This window comes from Legionella feeleii (assembly GCF_001467625.1).
Taxonomy (GTDB): domain Bacteria; phylum Pseudomonadota; class Gammaproteobacteria; order Legionellales; family Legionellaceae; genus Tatlockia; species Tatlockia feeleii.
Genome location: NZ_LNYB01000032.1, coordinates 1 through 15,092, shown reverse-complemented (window position 1 = coordinate 15,092; position 15,092 = coordinate 1). Strand labels below are relative to the sequence as shown.

The following is a 15,092-nucleotide window of genomic DNA, read 5'->3' as shown; positions in this document are numbered from 1 at the left end:
CCTAAGCCGGGATTACCATCAGTGAATACCCTCTCCCCGCTTAGTCCGGCTGAAATGGTGTATGATGGATCTGTTCTTCGTTGTTCTTTACAGGAGAAACCATAACCTGTTTAAGCCAACTTTCTGGATCTACCCCTGCCTGCACAACCATTGACATCAGCTCAGCCAGTTCTTTTTTTAGCATTTGTTGTTCGCTACTGAGACGATGGTAAGTCTCTTGCAAGGCTTCATTTTGCTCTTTACTTTGTGCTAACGCGGTTTCCAGCTCATGAAGATGTTCTTTCTTATGAAATCGCGATTTGCGGGCAGACAAGAGATTAGACAAACGCCTGAGCTCTCGTTTCTCCTCTACAGAAAGAGACTTTTTCCTTGCTTTTAAACTTTCAACCTGTTGTTCATAAAGCCCATATTTTTCCATCTCTTTGCCATTTTTATCCGTTTTATCTGGTAAGGGGAAGAATGCGTAAGGACTTACTAAATCATTGCGTGAAATAGAGCGATTTACTCTATTGATTTTTGAAGTCATAGAGGGCTGCTGTGAAGAAGAGTCGGTTTCAAACCCGGAAAGGCTGGTATTTATAAACGTCGGCTCTTCTAATTGAAATCCAATTGCCCCCTGCAGTAATACTTCCTCCTCTTCCGCCTCTTCCTTCTTAATTGGAGTAGCAGGTAATACAAGCTCTGGCAAATAGAATTCTGCATATTCTGCTGACACAACAGGGGCTAATAACCGTTGTTGCTCACGATAATTGCTGGAATAATCTTCCCATACTTTCATTGAAACTTCTGCTGGCGTAGAAGAAGGATTTTTCAACGCACCTATCAGAAATTCCAAAAGAGAACTTTGTAAGTTGGTCAGTGCAATCAAGTCGCCTTTAGCGGCGAACTCATGAGGATCTAGGGCAAGAAAAGTAGCTAAGAAATGTTGTGTCGTCTGTTGCGTCTGATAAAACTCAAGCATTTATTTCCCCTGTAATTAGCTCAAATTCAAACGAATCAGTCTAACAGGGGAAAGGTTAAGGAATTCTTAACAATTTCCTTAACCTTTATAGGCTATGCTGCTGCCATCCAGTTTGTTACCCATATCCGGCTCTTGGGGCTTTTCCTGGAGGTCATGGAGGCCCTTCTTTAGTTGCTTGCATTTTTCTGTCGAATCAACTTTTTCAACTTTAACTGGACCGATTGCTTTGACTGCCTCATCCCTAATATCACTAATGGCAGAAGTAATGACATTGCCAAGAGGTTTTAGACCAAAGCTATTTTTTATAGCAAAACCAATCCCCTCAAACGCATAGGCCACCGCTGAAGCAAGCCCCTTGAGCGGGTTCCAACCAACTTTGCCTATCACATCATTGCAACGTCTACCAAAATCCTGCAACGCAGTACCTACAGCCGATAAAATCCCTCCACCCAGATGACCCAAACTAAAAGTCAAATCAACGGTTTCCTTAAGCAAACTAAGCCCAGCGTGAATGAACTCCGCCATGACTACTCGTGGCACGGAGGTATCTTTCACTTGAAAATGGCGATCATGTTGGGCCAATAACCCTCGTAACATGTGGGGTAACTGGCTAGCACTTGATGCTTCCGTCAAATGTTTATAATGTTCTTCAACTTTATTTAACACTTTATCGTATTTATCTTGCGGTGAACCAGGTTCATTTTCAATGATGTTTCTCACTTCATCGCGTAACGCTTGCGCTTTACCAGCCTGGCTTCTTTGTGAAAAAGCGAGTAACTCCGATTTTTCTCGCTCATATTTAAAAGTGAGACGATGAACATCTTTTTCAAGAGCTGCCAACTTGGCGACATCAGGATCAAGGGTTTTCGCGCCCTCTGGCAACATGCCAGGGAACATTTGTCTCACCGTAGAACAAGGTTCTGTACAATACACACCACCTGGCTCACCCACAGTTGGCTCTTGTCCATCCAAGCCAACCCCACGCGCACTCAAACGATCAAAAAGCGCTGGATCTTCATCTTTTAATTGCTTTAATTCCTTAATCACGTCTTCAGTCTTGGAAGCACTGTCATCAGGAAAATGTGGATCTTTCTGATTCTGTTCAAATAAATAGTTAAAGACTTTAGGGTAAGATACTTTAAACAACTCCCGCTCGAGTTGGTTAACAAAAAAATCAGAATTTTTTACATAGAAATCAAGATGATTGTTTAAGCTTCTCACATCTCTAGGCACGGGTATCCCATCTACAAGCTTCACTGTTTTACCCGACTTCAAATAAGCCTCCCGTTCTTGATGATGTTGATTAAATAACTTCAACATCTCTTTACTTTGTGTTTCGGGAGGAAATTGCGATATGTCAGAATAGGGATTCCCTGCTTTTTTTGGATCGCTGGTAACCATCTGCGGCATTTTGCCATCTTTAAAGGTCGTACCATGTTGGGTTAAAAACTAATAAAGAGAATGCCACATAATTTTTGCACCACTCTGCATGCTATCCTTCTTAATCTTGGTCGTATCAGAATGGTTACCATACATAGGGAGCATAGATACCTGGGTATTTGGTGAAGCAATAATAGCCCGTGTCATATCTTGCGGTTTGAAATCGCGACGCATTTCATCCGTTTGCAATACGGCTACATAACTCTTTACATTATCCGGAATAACTCTCCTGTCCATTACCCCTTTGTCACTCATCCCGGCAACAGGATCCATGGCAAAAATATTAATCTCTAAATTCTTTAACTTTCTTAGAACTTCAGCTCCTTTTGGACTTAAGTTATCTTTTTTTGCCTCTGCCTCTAATGCCAATTCCAATTTTTTCAACCGATTGGCAATCTCGATACAAGTCACGGAGCCACGGCTAAAACCGCTTAAATTCAGGGTATTTTTATCATCTTCTTGTTTAAGTAACCATTTTACAACGTCGTTTACCGATTCTTTTGCATTGGGTGTGACTTCTTTACCCAACATACCTGGCCCCTCTCGTACAAATCTGTCCTCAGGAGGTATAGCCTCGGAAAATTGAGAAATAATGTTCTTTTTCTTCATGGTACTTTTTTCACCAGTACCAAAACAAAATCCAGTAAATGTAGCCATAATGAGAAATCAGTAGGTGATTTAAGATTAGTATAGATGACAAACAATTAAGCAAATATTAGCAAAGACAAGAAACCTGCTTAATTGTAGTTATTTTACAACCGTTGGTTGTTTGCAGAAGAACGTATCAGGAGTGCAGAAAGCACTCCTGGCAGGTAAAAACATCAGTCATCCAATAATCCAAGTGCCTTCACTGTATCACGTTCCTGACGTAATTCATTCAGTGTTGCATCGAATTTGGCTTGACTGTAATCATTAAAGGGTAAGCCTTCCACCACGCGAATTTCGCCGTGTTCGCGACGGCAAGGGAATGAGAAGATCAATCCTTCATCCACCCCATATTCCCCCTCAGAACTACGGCAAACTGAGAAAGATTCATTGGCTACTGTATCATTTACCAAATGATTAACACCCTGAATAACCGCGTTTGCAGCCGAGGCAGCCGAAGACAATCCGCGTGCTTTAAGAATTGCGGCACCGCGTTGCTGAACAGTAGTCACAAAGGTCTCTTTTAGCCATGCCTCATCTTTAATCACGGTTGGTACCGGTAAACCATTAATTTTCGCGTTATAAAAATCAGGGTATTGCGTTGAAGAATGGTTACCCCAAATCGTCATTTGGCTCACTTTAGTGATATCGACCCCGGCTTTTTGGGCAAGCTGGGTGCGTGCACGTAACTCATCCAGGGTTGTCATTGCGTAAAATCTATCATTAGGTATATCCCTCGCATGATGCATGGCAATCAGGCAATTGGTATTACAGGGGTTACCAACAACAAAGACACGCACATCATCAGCAGCATAATCGTTAATAGCCTGGCCTTGTTTAGTAAAAATGCCGCCATTAATTTGCAATAAATCAGAACGCTCCATGCCTTGCTTGCGTGGTACTGAACCAACCAGTAAAGCCCAGTTAACGTTTTGCATCGCTTCATTCAGATCAGACGTGCAAACAATACGTTTCAACAAAGGAAAGGCGCAATCATCCAACTCCATTGCGACTCCTTCCAGCGCAGGTAAAGCCTGTTCCAGTTCGAGTAAATGTAATTCCACGTCTGTGTGGGGACCAAACATTTGACCGGAGGCAATTCGAAATAGCAAAGCATAACCAATTTGCCCCGCAGCCCCGGTTACAGCAACTCTAACGCGATTGTTCATGATTTTTTTCCTCGTTTAACCATTGTTTTACTAATAAAAGCGCCGCGATGCTGCGGGCTTCAGAAAAATCGGGCCGCGCCAACAATTCTTTCCAGGCGCTTAAGGGCCACTCCACTACCACTGGCGGTTCAGGTTCGTCACCAGGCAAGGGAGCCGTGTACAATTCACGTGCCACAACCAGCTCAAGACGCGCCCCAAAATAGCCTGGCGCTAAGGTCATGGATTTAAGCCAGTCCAATTGTCTGGCTCCCATACCCACTTCTTCCTGCAATTCGCGATGCGCCGCATCAAGGGAAGACTCCCCTTTTTCAATTAAACCTTTAGGAAAGGCTAATTCATAAGAATCAGTACCTGCAGCATATTCCTGCACTAACAGCAAGGATTCTCCTGCCGTAATTGGCACAATCAACACCGCTCCATGGCCATGGCTGCGTATACGCTCATACACCCGTTTTGCACCATTAGCAAAACGAAGATGCATTTCTTCGATAGTAAACAGTGATGACTTGGCAATCACTGTTCTCTTTGTGCAGACTGGTTTTTCCCGCATTCTCACCTATTACCTTTCGCACGCCATCCCAAAGCTAATCGTCTAAATTTACTGTAAGAATCAAAAGCTCAGGATTTTGTGGTAAAATTTCCGTCATGATACTATTGCCTTTCTCAACAAGCCAGTCTGATTTTTAAAACGATGTTTCCTACCTCTTTATATATCCATATCCCCTGGTGTATCCGTAAATGCCCTTATTGTGATTTTAACTCCCATAAGAGCCCCGCATCCTTACCTGAAGAATCTTATGTACAGGCTTTGGTTGCTGATTTTAAAGCGGATCTTACCCATTTTCCTGCCCGGGAAATTCATAGTATTTTTATTGGAGGCGGGACACCAAGCTTATTTTCAGCCCATGCCTATGAGTCTTTATTTAACCAATTACAGCAATTAGTAAAATTCTCAAGTGACATTGAAATTACTCTTGAAGCAAATCCCGGTACAGTCGAACAGCAACGATTTAATGACTATCGGCGATTAGGTATCAACCGATTATCTCTGGGAATACAAAGTTTTAACCCCATTCATCTACAAGCCTTAGGACGTATTCATGATGCCCTGCAAGCCCATAAAGCCATCGAAGCAGCGCGCCAGGCAGGCTTTGATAATATCAACATCGACATCATGTACAGCTTGCCGAGACAATCCGTTGCAGAGGGGTTAGAGGATTTACAAACAGCACTTGCCCATCAACCCGAGCATTTGTCGTGGTATCAGTTGACGATTGAACCCAATACTGTCTTCTATAAGAAACGCCCTCCTTTGCCTAACGAGGAAGAAGCCTGTACGCTGGAAGAACAGGGATTGGCATTATTGGCTGCCCACGATTTTAAACGCTATGAAATTTCAGCCTTTTGCCAACAGGAAAAATTTGCCAGACATAATTTAAATTACTGGCTTTTCGGGGATTATTATGGCATTGGTGCCGGTGCACATGGAAAAATATCGCTTGGCCAAACCATCTATCGTACAAGAAAACAACGGCAACCCGCCGATTATCTCGCGTCAGATAAAGCCTTTCTCGTTGAGCGAGAAACGGTTGCCCCTGATTCCTTGCTATTCGAATTCATGCTCAATGCGACGCGCCTGGAACAGGCCATCCCCCACGCTCTCTTTAGCGAACGTACGGGACTCCCTTTTGACCGCTTGCACCCTCTTCTGGTCCATGCAGCCAGTAAGGGACTGATCACCCTTGATGAGCGCTTTTGGCAAATTACCCCTTTCGGGCGCCGTTATACTAATGATTTACAAGCCTTATTTCTGCCCGACTAACAGGGGTTTAATTCTATGTTTGTACCTAAAAATTGTTAATAACGGACAAATGCACCATTTCATTTCAGTTTTGTCATTGCTTGGCTTGGTAGCCGGTTTTATTTTGTACGCTGCCTGCGCGGCAAAAAACTCTTTAATTAATAGGGAAAATATTTTTTGCAATCAATCTGTTTAATGGATAAACATCACGCCTTCCCTTTGGCTTACTTTCCCTATAATTTCATTCTTTAGGTTGTGATAAGAACTTCACAAGTATATTGCTTTCCTCGATAATGAATTCTTTCTTTTGCTAGGAGGCATCATGTTAAGCGCCCTGCTATTTATTTTTGTCGTTGTTATTGCTTATTTAGCTGGCTCGGTATGTTCTGCAGTCATTGTCAGCCGTATTTTTTCTCTCCCTGATCCACGCGTTACAGGTTCGCAAAATCCAGGGGCAACCAATGTATTACGCCTGGCAGGCAAAAAATATGCGCTCATTGTTTTGATAGCCGATATGCTAAAGGGCCTTCTACCGGTCGTGTTAGCCAAAGCCCTGGGAGCAGGACCTGCTACCATCAGTTTTACCTGTTTTGCTGCAGTAATGGGACATATGTATCCCGTCTTTTTTAATTTTCAAGGCGGCAAAGGCGTCGCTACCGCGATTGGTGCTTTATTAGGATTCCATTTTATTCTCGGAGTCATGGTCATTGCTACCTGGCTTCTGGTTGCCAACTTTAGCCGTTATTCGTCCCTGGCTTCCATGGCTGCCGTCGTGTTAGCTCCTGTTTATGCCATAGTCACCATGAGCGGCGTGGAGACTTTGCCTCCATTATTGTTTATTGCCATGTTTATCCTTTATAAACATCGTGAGAATATTACTCGTTTAATCGATGGCGAAGAACCAAAAATTCGTTTTGAAAGCCATTCGCTCAATGAGGAAATCAGCGCCGCTTTGAAAGAACAGGTTGAAGAAGAGAAAATAGAACACGCTGAAGAATTGGAGCACAAGAAGGAATTAAAGCACATGCAGGCTACCCTGGAAAATGAGACGTCTGCTGCAGCACCGAAAGCAAAACCTAAAAGCCCCAGGAAGAAAGTAACCAAAAAGCCCAAGGCCTAAAACCTTCTTGCGAAAAATTACTCCTGGCAAAGAGGTTTTACTGTTCAGCCAAAGGCCAACGCGCTTTTACGTCGATGGCCTGGCTACTATCCCTTTCACCACGTGCCAAATGCAAATACCCGGCATAAGCCACCATAGCACCATTGTCAGTACAATATTCTGTGCGGGGAAAATAAACCTCGCCCTGCAATCCTTGCATTAATGCTTTTAATGAAGCTCTCAATGCCTGATTGGCACCCACACCGCCAGCAACAACCAGGCGACGACTTGCAGTCTGTTGCAACGCTCGCTTACATTTAATCAATAATGTTTCTACCACGGCCTGTTGAAAGGCTTTTGCTATCAAGACCCTGGCAATATCATCTTTGGCACTATTGTTCCAGGTCGTCAGTGCATGTGTTTTAAGGCCGCTAAAACTAAAGTCCAGGCCGGGCCTATCCGTCATGGGGCGTGGAAAAGGAGGCAATGAACTGACCGTTTCTGGTACCACTTGATCAGCCAATCCTGCCAAAATAGCGCCTCCCGGGTAAGGAATGCCCATCAGTTTTGCCGTTTTGTCGAAGGCCTCACCCACTGCATCATCAACCGTATCCCCTAATAAATGATAATCCCCCAAACCCCGTGCTTCTATTAGTTGGGTATGGCCACCTGAAACCAACAACACTAAAAACGGAAAATCAAGCTGAGGGGAATCAAGTTTTGCTGCCAATAAATGCGCCTCGAGATGATGAATTGCCAAAGCAGGCTTTTTGAGGCCCAAGGCTAAACTCTTGGCAAAACAGGCGCCTGTTAGCAAAGCGCCAATCAAGCCAGGCCCTGCCGTATAGGCAATCGCATCAATAGCAGTTTTATCGAGCTTCGCCTGCTGCAAAACCTCGTTAACCAGAGGTACTAAATATTTGACATGATCACGGGAGGCTAATTCCGGTACGACACCACCGTAACTCTGGTGAGTCGCAATTTGAGAATGAAGTGCATGCGCTACCAAGCCTTTTTCAGAATCATAAATCGCCACGCCTGTTTCATCGCAGGATGACTCAATTCCCAGTACTCGCATCAACACCTCTATCAATTCAATAATGCCCATCAATTATACGGAAAGATGCAGCTAACGCCAAAAACAAATAGAATAGACGTCCAAACCGGCAAGTTTTAAAAAATTCCACTTTTATCTGCTATCGACAACTCGATTCAGACCAGGAAATCCTGTATAAACGATCGAAAAAACAAGTTTTTAGAGCCATTATAAGCGAATTCACAAATAACTCTGCAAATCTAAGTGACAATAAACTTGACGATTGCATCAACTGGCACTAGAATTGCCAGCCTATTGTGTTCAATTAAATCAGAGGACTAAATTAATGCCTACCGTTCGTGTGAAAGAAGGCGAAAATCCTGAATACGCACTACGTCGTTTCAAGCGATCTTGTGAAAAAGCTGGAATTCTTACTGAGTTACGTCGTCGCGAGTTTTATGAAAAACCTACTGCTGAGCGTAAACGCAAGCAAGCTGCTGCAGTCAAACGTCATCTTAAGAAAATTTCTCGTGATACGTCTGCTCGTCGCAACGTTAAGCATAGACGCAAGTAATTATGACTATTAAAGACCGCCTTAGTAACGATCTGAAAGACGCCATGCGTGCCAGAGACAAAAAGACGCTGGATACCTTGCGTCTTGTTACTGCTGCAGTCAAGCAAGTTGAAGTTGATGAGCGAATTGTTGTTGATGAAGAGCGAATGCTTGTCATCCTCGATAAACTCGCCAAGCAACGCAAGGAATCAATTGCTCAATTCCAAGCTGCGGGACGTGATGATTTAGTCGCGCAGGAACAATTTGAATTGGATCTTATCAGTCAGTATTTACCTGAACCCTTGTCTGAAGCCGATATTGAAGCGCTTCTCGCCCAAGCGCTTGCTGATGTAGGCGCTGAAAAAATGAGTGACATGGGTAAAGTAATGGCACAGCTTAAACCGCAATTGCAAGGGCGGGCTGATATGAGCAAGGTCAGTGCGATGATAAAGGCTAGATTGAGTTAGCCTGCTATCATGTCTGGCTTAATCCCGCGGCCATTCATTGACGAACTCCTCCATCGAACAGATATCGTCGAGTTGATTGATGGTTATGTGCCACTTAAAAAGAGTGGCCATAGCTTTGTAGCCTGTTGTCCCTTTCATAGCGAAAAAACCCCTTCCTTCAATGTTGTTGCGAAAAAACAGTTTTATCACTGCTTTGGTTGTGGTGCGAGTGGTAATGCCATTAGTTTTGTGATGAGTTATCTCAATCAAGGCTTCACGAACGCCGTTGAAACGCTGGCTTCACGACTCGGGATGCAAGTACCCCGGGAAGGCGATTCCGAAAAAAATCAGCAATCGCTAAGCCTCTACCAATTATTAAATCGTGTGAGTCAATTTTATCAGAAAACCTTGAAAAATCAGGGACAAGTTGCTATTGACTACCTGCGCCAACGGGGCCTTAGCGGCGAAATAGCCAAATTATACCAATTAGGCTATGCACCACCCGGATGGCAAACTTTAGAAACTCAATTTAAAAACAATAAAGCCGAACTGATTACGACGGGCATGCTTATTCAAAAAGATGATGGCAAAACCTATGATCGCTATCGCCATCGTATTATGTTTCCCATTCATGATCGGCATGGCCGGATTATTGGTTTTGGTGGACGGGCAATTGAAGCCAGCCAGAAACCCAAATACTTGAATTCACCCGAAACAACCATTTTTCAAAAAAGCCGCGAGCTCTATGGCTTACATCAAATACTGCAACAACAGGTTACCATTGATGCCATCCTGGTTGTTGAAGGCTATATGGATGTCATCGCCCTGGCCCAATACGGTATAACCAATGCGGTCGCTGCCTTGGGGACCGCAACCAGTACCTACCACATCCAACTCCTGAGCAGGCATACCAAACAGCTGATTTTTTGTTTTGACGGTGATGCCGCAGGTCGACAAGCTGCATGGCGAGCCTTGGAAAGCTGCTTGCCGCACTTAAATAATGGACTTGATGCCAGTTTTATTTTTTTACCCGACGGCCAGGATCCCGATAGTCTGGTTCGAGCCGAAGGCCAAAATGCCTTTAGGGAACGCCTGGAAAAAGCCACGCCTTTAAACCGTTTTTTCCTTGATACCATCGCTGCTGCTATTGATACCAACAGTGCGGCTGGTAAAAGTCAGCTCATCAATGCCGCCAAACCTTATCTGCTCAAAATGCCAGAAGGTCCCTATAAACAATTATTGGTGGATGAAATAGCACGCATGACGCGTATCGAAAATCATCGTATTAGCCAACTTACTCAGGATCAGGGCAGTGAAAAAATAAACGATATCAAGACCATTACCCGCTCGCCTCTTCGGCTGGCCATTGCACTTCTTATCCAGCACCCGGAGATTTTCGCCGCATGCCAATCGCAAATAAGCTTTGAATGGGTCGACAGCAAAGAACAGGAAATTCTGCAAAAATTAATCCATCATGTTGCGCAATATCCTGAAAGCAATACAGCCTCTCTTGTAGAACTGTGGCGTGATACCGCTTTTTTTGAGCCAATTAGCAAATTAGCGGCCTGGGACCACCAGGTCCCTGAAAAAGCTTTAACGAAAGAATTTATTGATATCATTCTATTCTTACAAAAACAGAACTTAGAAAATAAAATTAACCAATACATTGCAAAATCCAGAAATCAGGGCTTAACTATTTCTGAGAGGTTAGCTTTACAAGAGATGCTGCAACAACGGCATCAAACAGCCCATGACAAAAATTAACGCAGAATATACTGGCATGTTTGTCCTCTGGGGTTTATAATCAAAACCTTTTTGTAATCACTCACCCGATAAGTGCCTATGACCATGAATGACCAAGAACAACAGCGCTCGCAAATCACTAAAGTCATCAGCTTAGGTAGAGAGCAGAATTACCTAACTTATGCCCAGATCAACGACCTGCTACCCAATATCGTTGATACGGAACATTTTGATGTGATCATCTCTATGTTGGAAGGCATGAATATTAAAGTATTCGAACTCCCTCCCAGTGATGATGAGTTGGCGCTGCTGGGTAACACTGAAGAAATACCCGAGGATGTCGAAGAAGCTGCGGCTGTTCTTGCTTCTGTGGATAAAGAGACAGGACGTACCACTGATCCCGTACGGATGTATATGCGTGAAATGGGTACTGTCGAACTCTTGACCCGCGAAGGTGAAATACGGATTGCCAAGCGCATTGAGGAAGGCATCTATCAAGTATTGAAATCGTTGGCGCATTATCCAGAAACGATACAACTCATCCTTGAAGATTATGAGCGGGTTCTGGTTGAAGAAATACGCCTTAGTGAAGTGATTAGTGGCTTTGCCGATGACGATGAAGAAGCACCGGCAGCCAGTATCGGTTCCATGCTCGACGAATCGCAACAGGAAGAGCTGATTGTTGGTGATGTCGATGTTGAAGATGAAGAAGGTGAAGGCGGCCTGGCAGAAGCTGACGATGGCCCCAATCCTGAGCAAGCCAAGATTTATTTCGATGAATTACGTGAGAATTTTGATAAAGCGATGGTAGCGCTGCAAGCCAATGGCCGTACCGCTAAAAAAACCATCGAACTGTTGGATGTGATGTCGGAATCGTTCTTGAAGTTAAAATTAACGTCAAGGCAAGTTGATCGGTTAACTCGTCATTTCCGTCAATTACGTAATCACATTCGTGAGTTTGAGCGCAGCATCATGCGGCTTTGTATTGAAAAAGCGCGCATTCCCCGCAAACTCTTTATTGACACCTTCCCTGGCCAGGAAACGGATATGAGCTGGCTTGAAACGCTGGTTAGCAAGCAAGGGAAAAAGCTGGATTTAGTGCGCATTGAAGAATATAGCGAAGAAATCAAACGCCTCCAATCAAGACTGGTCGCCTTTGAAGAAGAATATGGTTTAACCATTGCTGAAATTAAAGATATTAACCGCAAGATGTCTATTGGCGAAGCAAAAGCCCGCCGTGCCAAGAAAGAAATGGTGGAAGCCAACTTGCGTCTGGTTATTTCAATTGCCAAGAAGTACACCAACCGCGGCTTACAGTTCCTTGATTTGATTCAGGAAGGCAACATTGGCTTGATGAAGGCCGTTGATAAATTCGAATACCGCCGTGGCTATAAGTTCTCAACCTATGCGACCTGGTGGATTCGTCAGGCCATTACGCGTTCGATTGCAGACCAGGCACGTACGATTCGTATTCCAGTACATATGATTGAGACGATTAACAAGCTCAATCGCATTTCACGCCAGATTTTGCAAGAAACAGGGCGCGAGGCAACACCGGAAGAGCTGGCAGAAAAAATGGATCTGAGCGAAGATAAAATACATAAAGTATTAAAAATCGCGAAAGAACCTATTTCAATGGAAACCCCGGTCGGTGACGATGACGATTCGCACTTGGGTGATTTCATTGAGGATAATAATATTGAATCGCCGATTGATTGCGCAACCGCTGAAGGCTTACGCGAAGCGACGCTCGAAATTCTGGAAACCCTGACTCCACGCGAAGCGAAAGTATTGCGTATGCGTTTTGGTATCGAGATGAATACGGATCATACCCTGGAAGAAGTTGGTAAACAATTTGACGTAACCCGCGAGCGGATCCGCCAGATTGAAGCAAAAGCCTTACGTAAATTGCGCCACCCCTCCCGCTCAGAGAAGCTCCGTAGCTTCCTCGAGGGTGATGAAAGCTAATGGTATCCTGATTGTTGGGGAATACGCCTGTATTCCTCAACAATCAGGCTAAAAAATTAAAAATCTTGTGGTATTAAAGCGTTATTACCATTACAATGGCAACTCTTCGGGCCCATAGCTCAGTTGGTTAGAGCAGCGGACTCATAATCCGTTGGTCCTAGGTTCAAGTCCTAGTGGGCCCACCAATTAAATCGATAAGTTACAATTGATTTTCCTAATACCCTAAAATCCATTGTGGGGATTTTGTGGGGCAGAAATAATAAAAACTTAATATTCAGGTTAAACCCAATTCTCAATTTTTAGCTTATCCACCCGAGAAAACTCTTTCTCATTATTAGTCACCAGAGTAATGCCCAACTCTAAACAATGAGCAGCTATCCACAAGTCATTATTACCTATCACTCGACCTTGTTTTTCTAATCCTGCTCGAATAACTGCGTAATATTCTGGAACTTTCAATGAGAGGGATAAAGGTAGAATGTAATTACACACCTGATGAACCAACTCCATTGCTTTTTTTGCCTGATTACTTTTTTGGGCACCATACATCAACTCGCCATAAGTAATTGCTGACATGCCAACCATCCCCACTTCTAATTGCTCAAATTTTTCAAGCACGGATTTAGGCTTTTGCTTCATGATATGGATGCAAATATTGGTATCAAGAAGATACTTTAAAGACATTCCTAAAACTCCCTATCCTGCGGTTTTTCATCCACACGCCCTTCTGCAAAGAAATCTTCTGGCATTTGCGTCATTAGTTGAAATGCCTGTTTAAGATTATCTGGCACCTCTCTTATAATGAGCTCATTATTTCTTTTGAAGATTTCAACCCTATCGCTGTTGATATGGTATTTTTTAGGAATTCTGACTGCTTGAGAATTACCTGATTTAAACACTTTTGTAGCAGTCATATTAGTACCCTTTCACAAAAAGTATATACATAAAGTATATACAAAATCGAATTATTCTCCAATTATCATTGAACCATATGATGAATTAAAAACTCGCAGCAAGCGTAGCCTGGTTGCTTGCAACCAGGATTTCAACATAATTCCCTATACCTCATTCACCAAAACCACACCCCGAGAACGTTCTACTCCAATTTTTCGGTAACAAACCTTCCCTGACATACCTATGGAAACTTGAGTGAGGCCAATCGATAGCTTCTTTTACCAATCCGTGTTTCACCGGATTAAAATGAATGTAACTCATATGAGTACAATACTCTGGTAAATCCTGGTTGCAAGCAACCAGGCTACAGTTTGTCTATTGAACGAACGATAAAAAAGAATAGTTTAATCAAAGCATTGCTTCTAAAATGGCTATGCATTAAATAATTATACTTGTTATGATACCATTTTTGTGAAAACGCATTGCCAGTCTTAAGCAGCATACTATTGTGCATATCTGCAGTGTAATAAAAAAATAATAGATGAAATGGGAATAGTACCTAACAACAATAATAATTTTAGTCATAAAACTGTTATTAATTTTCTCAATGATCAGAAATATACTGCTCCAACTGGTGTACCCACTCCTGCAACAAGAACATATTTTCAAATTGCTGGTTTATTAAGACAACTCAAGGATTCTAGGGTAGATGCGGACTATTATCTAAATAAAACTATATCACATCAGAATTGTGTTGATGCAATCAACACAGCACAAGATATCCTAGACCAATTAAATAAGATTTAACCAGCAAGCTAGCGTAGCCTGGTTGCTTACAACCAGGATTAAGAAAGGCCAATCGATAACTTCTTTTACCAATCCGTGCTTCACCCGATTAAAATGAATGTAACTCACATGAGTACAAAAATCTGATTCATCTCGTATACATGCCGCCCGGCGATTTTTGGTAAATCCTGGTTGCTTGCAACCAGGATTAAGAAAGGCCAATCGATAACCTCTTTTACCAATCCGTGTTTCACGGGGTTAAAATGAATGTAATTCACATGTGTACAAAAATCTGATTCATCTCGTATACGATGCTGCCATAAATTGTACTCATTTCGCTGTTCTTTTAATAACGGCTCGCCAGCGGATACTTGCACCCAATCAATTAACATTTTTACATCGGGGGGCAAAAATCTGGGCGCAATACTCTGGTTAATCCTGGGTGCAAGCAACCAGGCTACGCTAGGCTCAATCACCATTTAAATTGAATACAATAAAAAAATCCGTAAACTGTTATTTTTCACAATTTCAAGGGAATAGTAGTCAAATGC

At 43.0% G+C, this 15,092-nt stretch carries 16 protein-coding genes and 1 tRNA gene; 8 read left to right on the top strand and 9 right to left on the bottom strand.

Annotated features, from left to right (window positions below):
• Window positions 1-40 precede the first annotated feature (40 nt).
• The 5 genes from Lfee_RS05865 to nudE form a co-directional block, all read right to left on the bottom strand.
• On the bottom strand, window positions 41-961 hold the full coding sequence (locus Lfee_RS05865) for a bZIP transcription factor (RefSeq protein WP_058444834.1): 921 nt from the start codon (window positions 959-961) through the stop codon (window positions 41-43).
• Window positions 962-1,039: 78 nt separating this feature from the next.
• On the bottom strand, window positions 1,040-2,371 hold the full coding sequence (locus tag Lfee_RS05860) for a DUF5621 domain-containing protein (RefSeq protein ID WP_058444832.1): 1,332 nt from the start codon (window positions 2,369-2,371) through the stop codon (window positions 1,040-1,042).
• Between the two features lie 39 nt (window positions 2,372-2,410).
• Complete coding sequence (locus Lfee_RS05855) at window positions 2,411-3,058, bottom strand: hypothetical protein (protein ID WP_058444830.1); 648 nt, start codon at window positions 3,056-3,058, stop codon at window positions 2,411-2,413.
• 164 nt (window positions 3,059-3,222) lie between these two features.
• Window positions 3,223-4,215 (bottom strand): malate dehydrogenase, encoded by a 993-nt coding sequence (locus tag Lfee_RS05850; RefSeq protein ID WP_058444828.1) that lies wholly within the window; start codon window positions 4,213-4,215, stop codon window positions 3,223-3,225.
• Window positions 4,199-4,765: an ADP compounds hydrolase NudE gene (nudE, locus tag Lfee_RS05845; RefSeq protein ID WP_058444826.1), complete on the bottom strand. Its 567-nt coding sequence runs from the start codon at window positions 4,763-4,765 to the stop codon at window positions 4,199-4,201. The genes Lfee_RS05850 and nudE overlap by 17 nt, the downstream gene beginning before the upstream one ends.
• A gap of 141 nt (window positions 4,766-4,906) precedes the next feature.
• Between nudE and hemW the strand changes: the two genes are divergently transcribed.
• Both hemW and plsY read left to right on the top strand, forming a co-directional pair.
• Window positions 4,907-6,037 (top strand): radical SAM family heme chaperone HemW, encoded by a 1,131-nt coding sequence (gene hemW / locus Lfee_RS05840; RefSeq protein WP_058444824.1) that lies wholly within the window; start codon window positions 4,907-4,909, stop codon window positions 6,035-6,037.
• A 301-nt stretch (window positions 6,038-6,338) separates the two neighbouring features.
• On the top strand, window positions 6,339-7,136 hold the full coding sequence (plsY, locus tag Lfee_RS05835; protein ID WP_058444822.1) for a glycerol-3-phosphate 1-O-acyltransferase PlsY: 798 nt from the start codon (window positions 6,339-6,341) through the stop codon (window positions 7,134-7,136).
• Between the two features lie 37 nt (window positions 7,137-7,173).
• Here the strand turns inward: plsY and tsaD are convergent, their stop codons facing one another.
• A complete protein-coding gene (gene tsaD, locus Lfee_RS05830) occupies window positions 7,174-8,193 on the bottom strand; it encodes a tRNA (adenosine(37)-N6)-threonylcarbamoyltransferase complex transferase subunit TsaD (RefSeq protein WP_058444926.1) in 1,020 nt (339 codons plus the stop codon).
• 304 nt (window positions 8,194-8,497) lie between these two features.
• Here tsaD and rpsU point away from each other — a divergent pair, with 304 nt between their 5' ends.
• The 5 genes from rpsU to Lfee_RS05805 all read left to right on the top strand — a co-directional run bounded on the left by rpsU (window position 8,498) and on the right by Lfee_RS05805 (window position 13,046).
• The gene (gene rpsU, locus Lfee_RS05825) at window positions 8,498-8,725 is read left to right on the top strand and encodes a 30S ribosomal protein S21 (protein ID WP_026069641.1); all 228 of its coding nucleotides are present in this window, start codon (window positions 8,498-8,500) and stop codon (window positions 8,723-8,725) included.
• A gap of 2 nt (window positions 8,726-8,727) precedes the next feature.
• Complete coding sequence (locus Lfee_RS05820; protein WP_058444820.1) at window positions 8,728-9,171, top strand: GatB/YqeY domain-containing protein; 444 nt, start codon at window positions 8,728-8,730, stop codon at window positions 9,169-9,171.
• A gap of 9 nt (window positions 9,172-9,180) precedes the next feature.
• On the top strand, window positions 9,181-10,914 hold the full coding sequence (dnaG, locus tag Lfee_RS05815) for a DNA primase (protein WP_058444818.1): 1,734 nt from the start codon (window positions 9,181-9,183) through the stop codon (window positions 10,912-10,914).
• 78 nt (window positions 10,915-10,992) lie between these two features.
• The gene (gene rpoD / locus Lfee_RS05810; RefSeq protein WP_058444816.1) at window positions 10,993-12,861 is read left to right on the top strand and encodes an RNA polymerase sigma factor RpoD; all 1,869 of its coding nucleotides are present in this window, start codon (window positions 10,993-10,995) and stop codon (window positions 12,859-12,861) included.
• Window positions 12,862-12,969: 108 nt separating this feature from the next.
• Window positions 12,970-13,046 (top strand) — tRNA-Ile (locus Lfee_RS05805).
• A gap of 94 nt (window positions 13,047-13,140) precedes the next feature.
• On the opposite strand, the gene vapC is transcribed toward Lfee_RS05805, so the two are convergent.
• Together vapC and Lfee_RS05795 are read right to left on the bottom strand one after the other, a co-directional pair.
• A complete protein-coding gene (gene vapC / locus Lfee_RS05800) occupies window positions 13,141-13,545 on the bottom strand; it encodes a type II toxin-antitoxin system tRNA(fMet)-specific endonuclease VapC (protein ID WP_058444815.1) in 405 nt (134 codons plus the stop codon).
• 2 nt (window positions 13,546-13,547) lie between these two features.
• Complete coding sequence (locus tag Lfee_RS05795) at window positions 13,548-13,775, bottom strand: antitoxin (protein ID WP_058444813.1); 228 nt, start codon at window positions 13,773-13,775, stop codon at window positions 13,548-13,550.
• Window positions 13,776-14,301: 526 nt separating this feature from the next.
• Between Lfee_RS05795 and Lfee_RS05790 the strand changes: the two genes are divergently transcribed.
• Window positions 14,302-14,562: a hypothetical protein gene (locus Lfee_RS05790; RefSeq protein WP_058444811.1), complete on the top strand. Its 261-nt coding sequence runs from the start codon at window positions 14,302-14,304 to the stop codon at window positions 14,560-14,562.
• A gap of 104 nt (window positions 14,563-14,666) precedes the next feature.
• On the opposite strand, the gene Lfee_RS17865 is transcribed toward Lfee_RS05790, so the two are convergent.
• Window positions 14,667-15,020 carry a hypothetical protein gene (locus tag Lfee_RS17865; protein ID WP_058444810.1) on the bottom strand — a complete coding sequence of 118 codons (354 nt, stop codon included), beginning with the start codon at window positions 15,018-15,020 and terminating at the stop codon, window positions 14,667-14,669.
• Window positions 15,021-15,092: the final 72 nt, after the last annotated feature.

Coding starts and splice junctions, on each gene's coding strand:
- hemW (WP_058444824.1), top strand. CDS start 4,907: ATGTTTCCTACCTCTTTATATATCCATATCCCCTGGTGTATCCGTAAA.
- dnaG (WP_058444818.1), top strand. CDS start 9,181: ATGTCTGGCTTAATCCCGCGGCCATTCATTGACGAACTCCTCCATCGA.
- rpoD (WP_058444816.1), top strand. CDS start 10,993: ATGACCATGAATGACCAAGAACAACAGCGCTCGCAAATCACTAAAGTC.
- nudE (WP_058444826.1), bottom strand. CDS start 4,765: ATGCGGGAAAAACCAGTCTGCACAAAGAGAACAGTGATTGCCAAGTCA.
- Lfee_RS05850 (WP_058444828.1), bottom strand. CDS start 4,215: ATGAACAATCGCGTTAGAGTTGCTGTAACCGGGGCTGCGGGGCAAATT.
- Lfee_RS05790 (WP_058444811.1), top strand. CDS start 14,302: ATGGGAATAGTACCTAACAACAATAATAATTTTAGTCATAAAACTGTT.
- rpsU (WP_026069641.1), top strand. CDS start 8,498: ATGCCTACCGTTCGTGTGAAAGAAGGCGAAAATCCTGAATACGCACTA.
- Lfee_RS05795 (WP_058444813.1), bottom strand. CDS start 13,775: ATGACTGCTACAAAAGTGTTTAAATCAGGTAATTCTCAAGCAGTCAGA.
- Lfee_RS05855 (WP_058444830.1), bottom strand. CDS start 3,058: ATGGCTACATTTACTGGATTTTGTTTTGGTACTGGTGAAAAAAGTACC.
- Lfee_RS05860 (WP_058444832.1), bottom strand. CDS start 2,371: ATGCCGCAGATGGTTACCAGCGATCCAAAAAAAGCAGGGAATCCCTAT.
- vapC (WP_058444815.1), bottom strand. CDS start 13,545: ATGTCTTTAAAGTATCTTCTTGATACCAATATTTGCATCCATATCATG.
- Lfee_RS05820 (WP_058444820.1), top strand. CDS start 8,728: ATGACTATTAAAGACCGCCTTAGTAACGATCTGAAAGACGCCATGCGT.
- tsaD (WP_058444926.1), bottom strand. CDS start 8,193: ATGCGAGTACTGGGAATTGAGTCATCCTGCGATGAAACAGGCGTGGCG.
- Lfee_RS17865 (WP_058444810.1), bottom strand. CDS start 15,020: ATGGTGATTGAGCCTAGCGTAGCCTGGTTGCTTGCACCCAGGATTAAC.
- plsY (WP_058444822.1), top strand. CDS start 6,339: ATGTTAAGCGCCCTGCTATTTATTTTTGTCGTTGTTATTGCTTATTTA.
- Lfee_RS05865 (WP_058444834.1), bottom strand. CDS start 961: ATGCTTGAGTTTTATCAGACGCAACAGACGACACAACATTTCTTAGCT.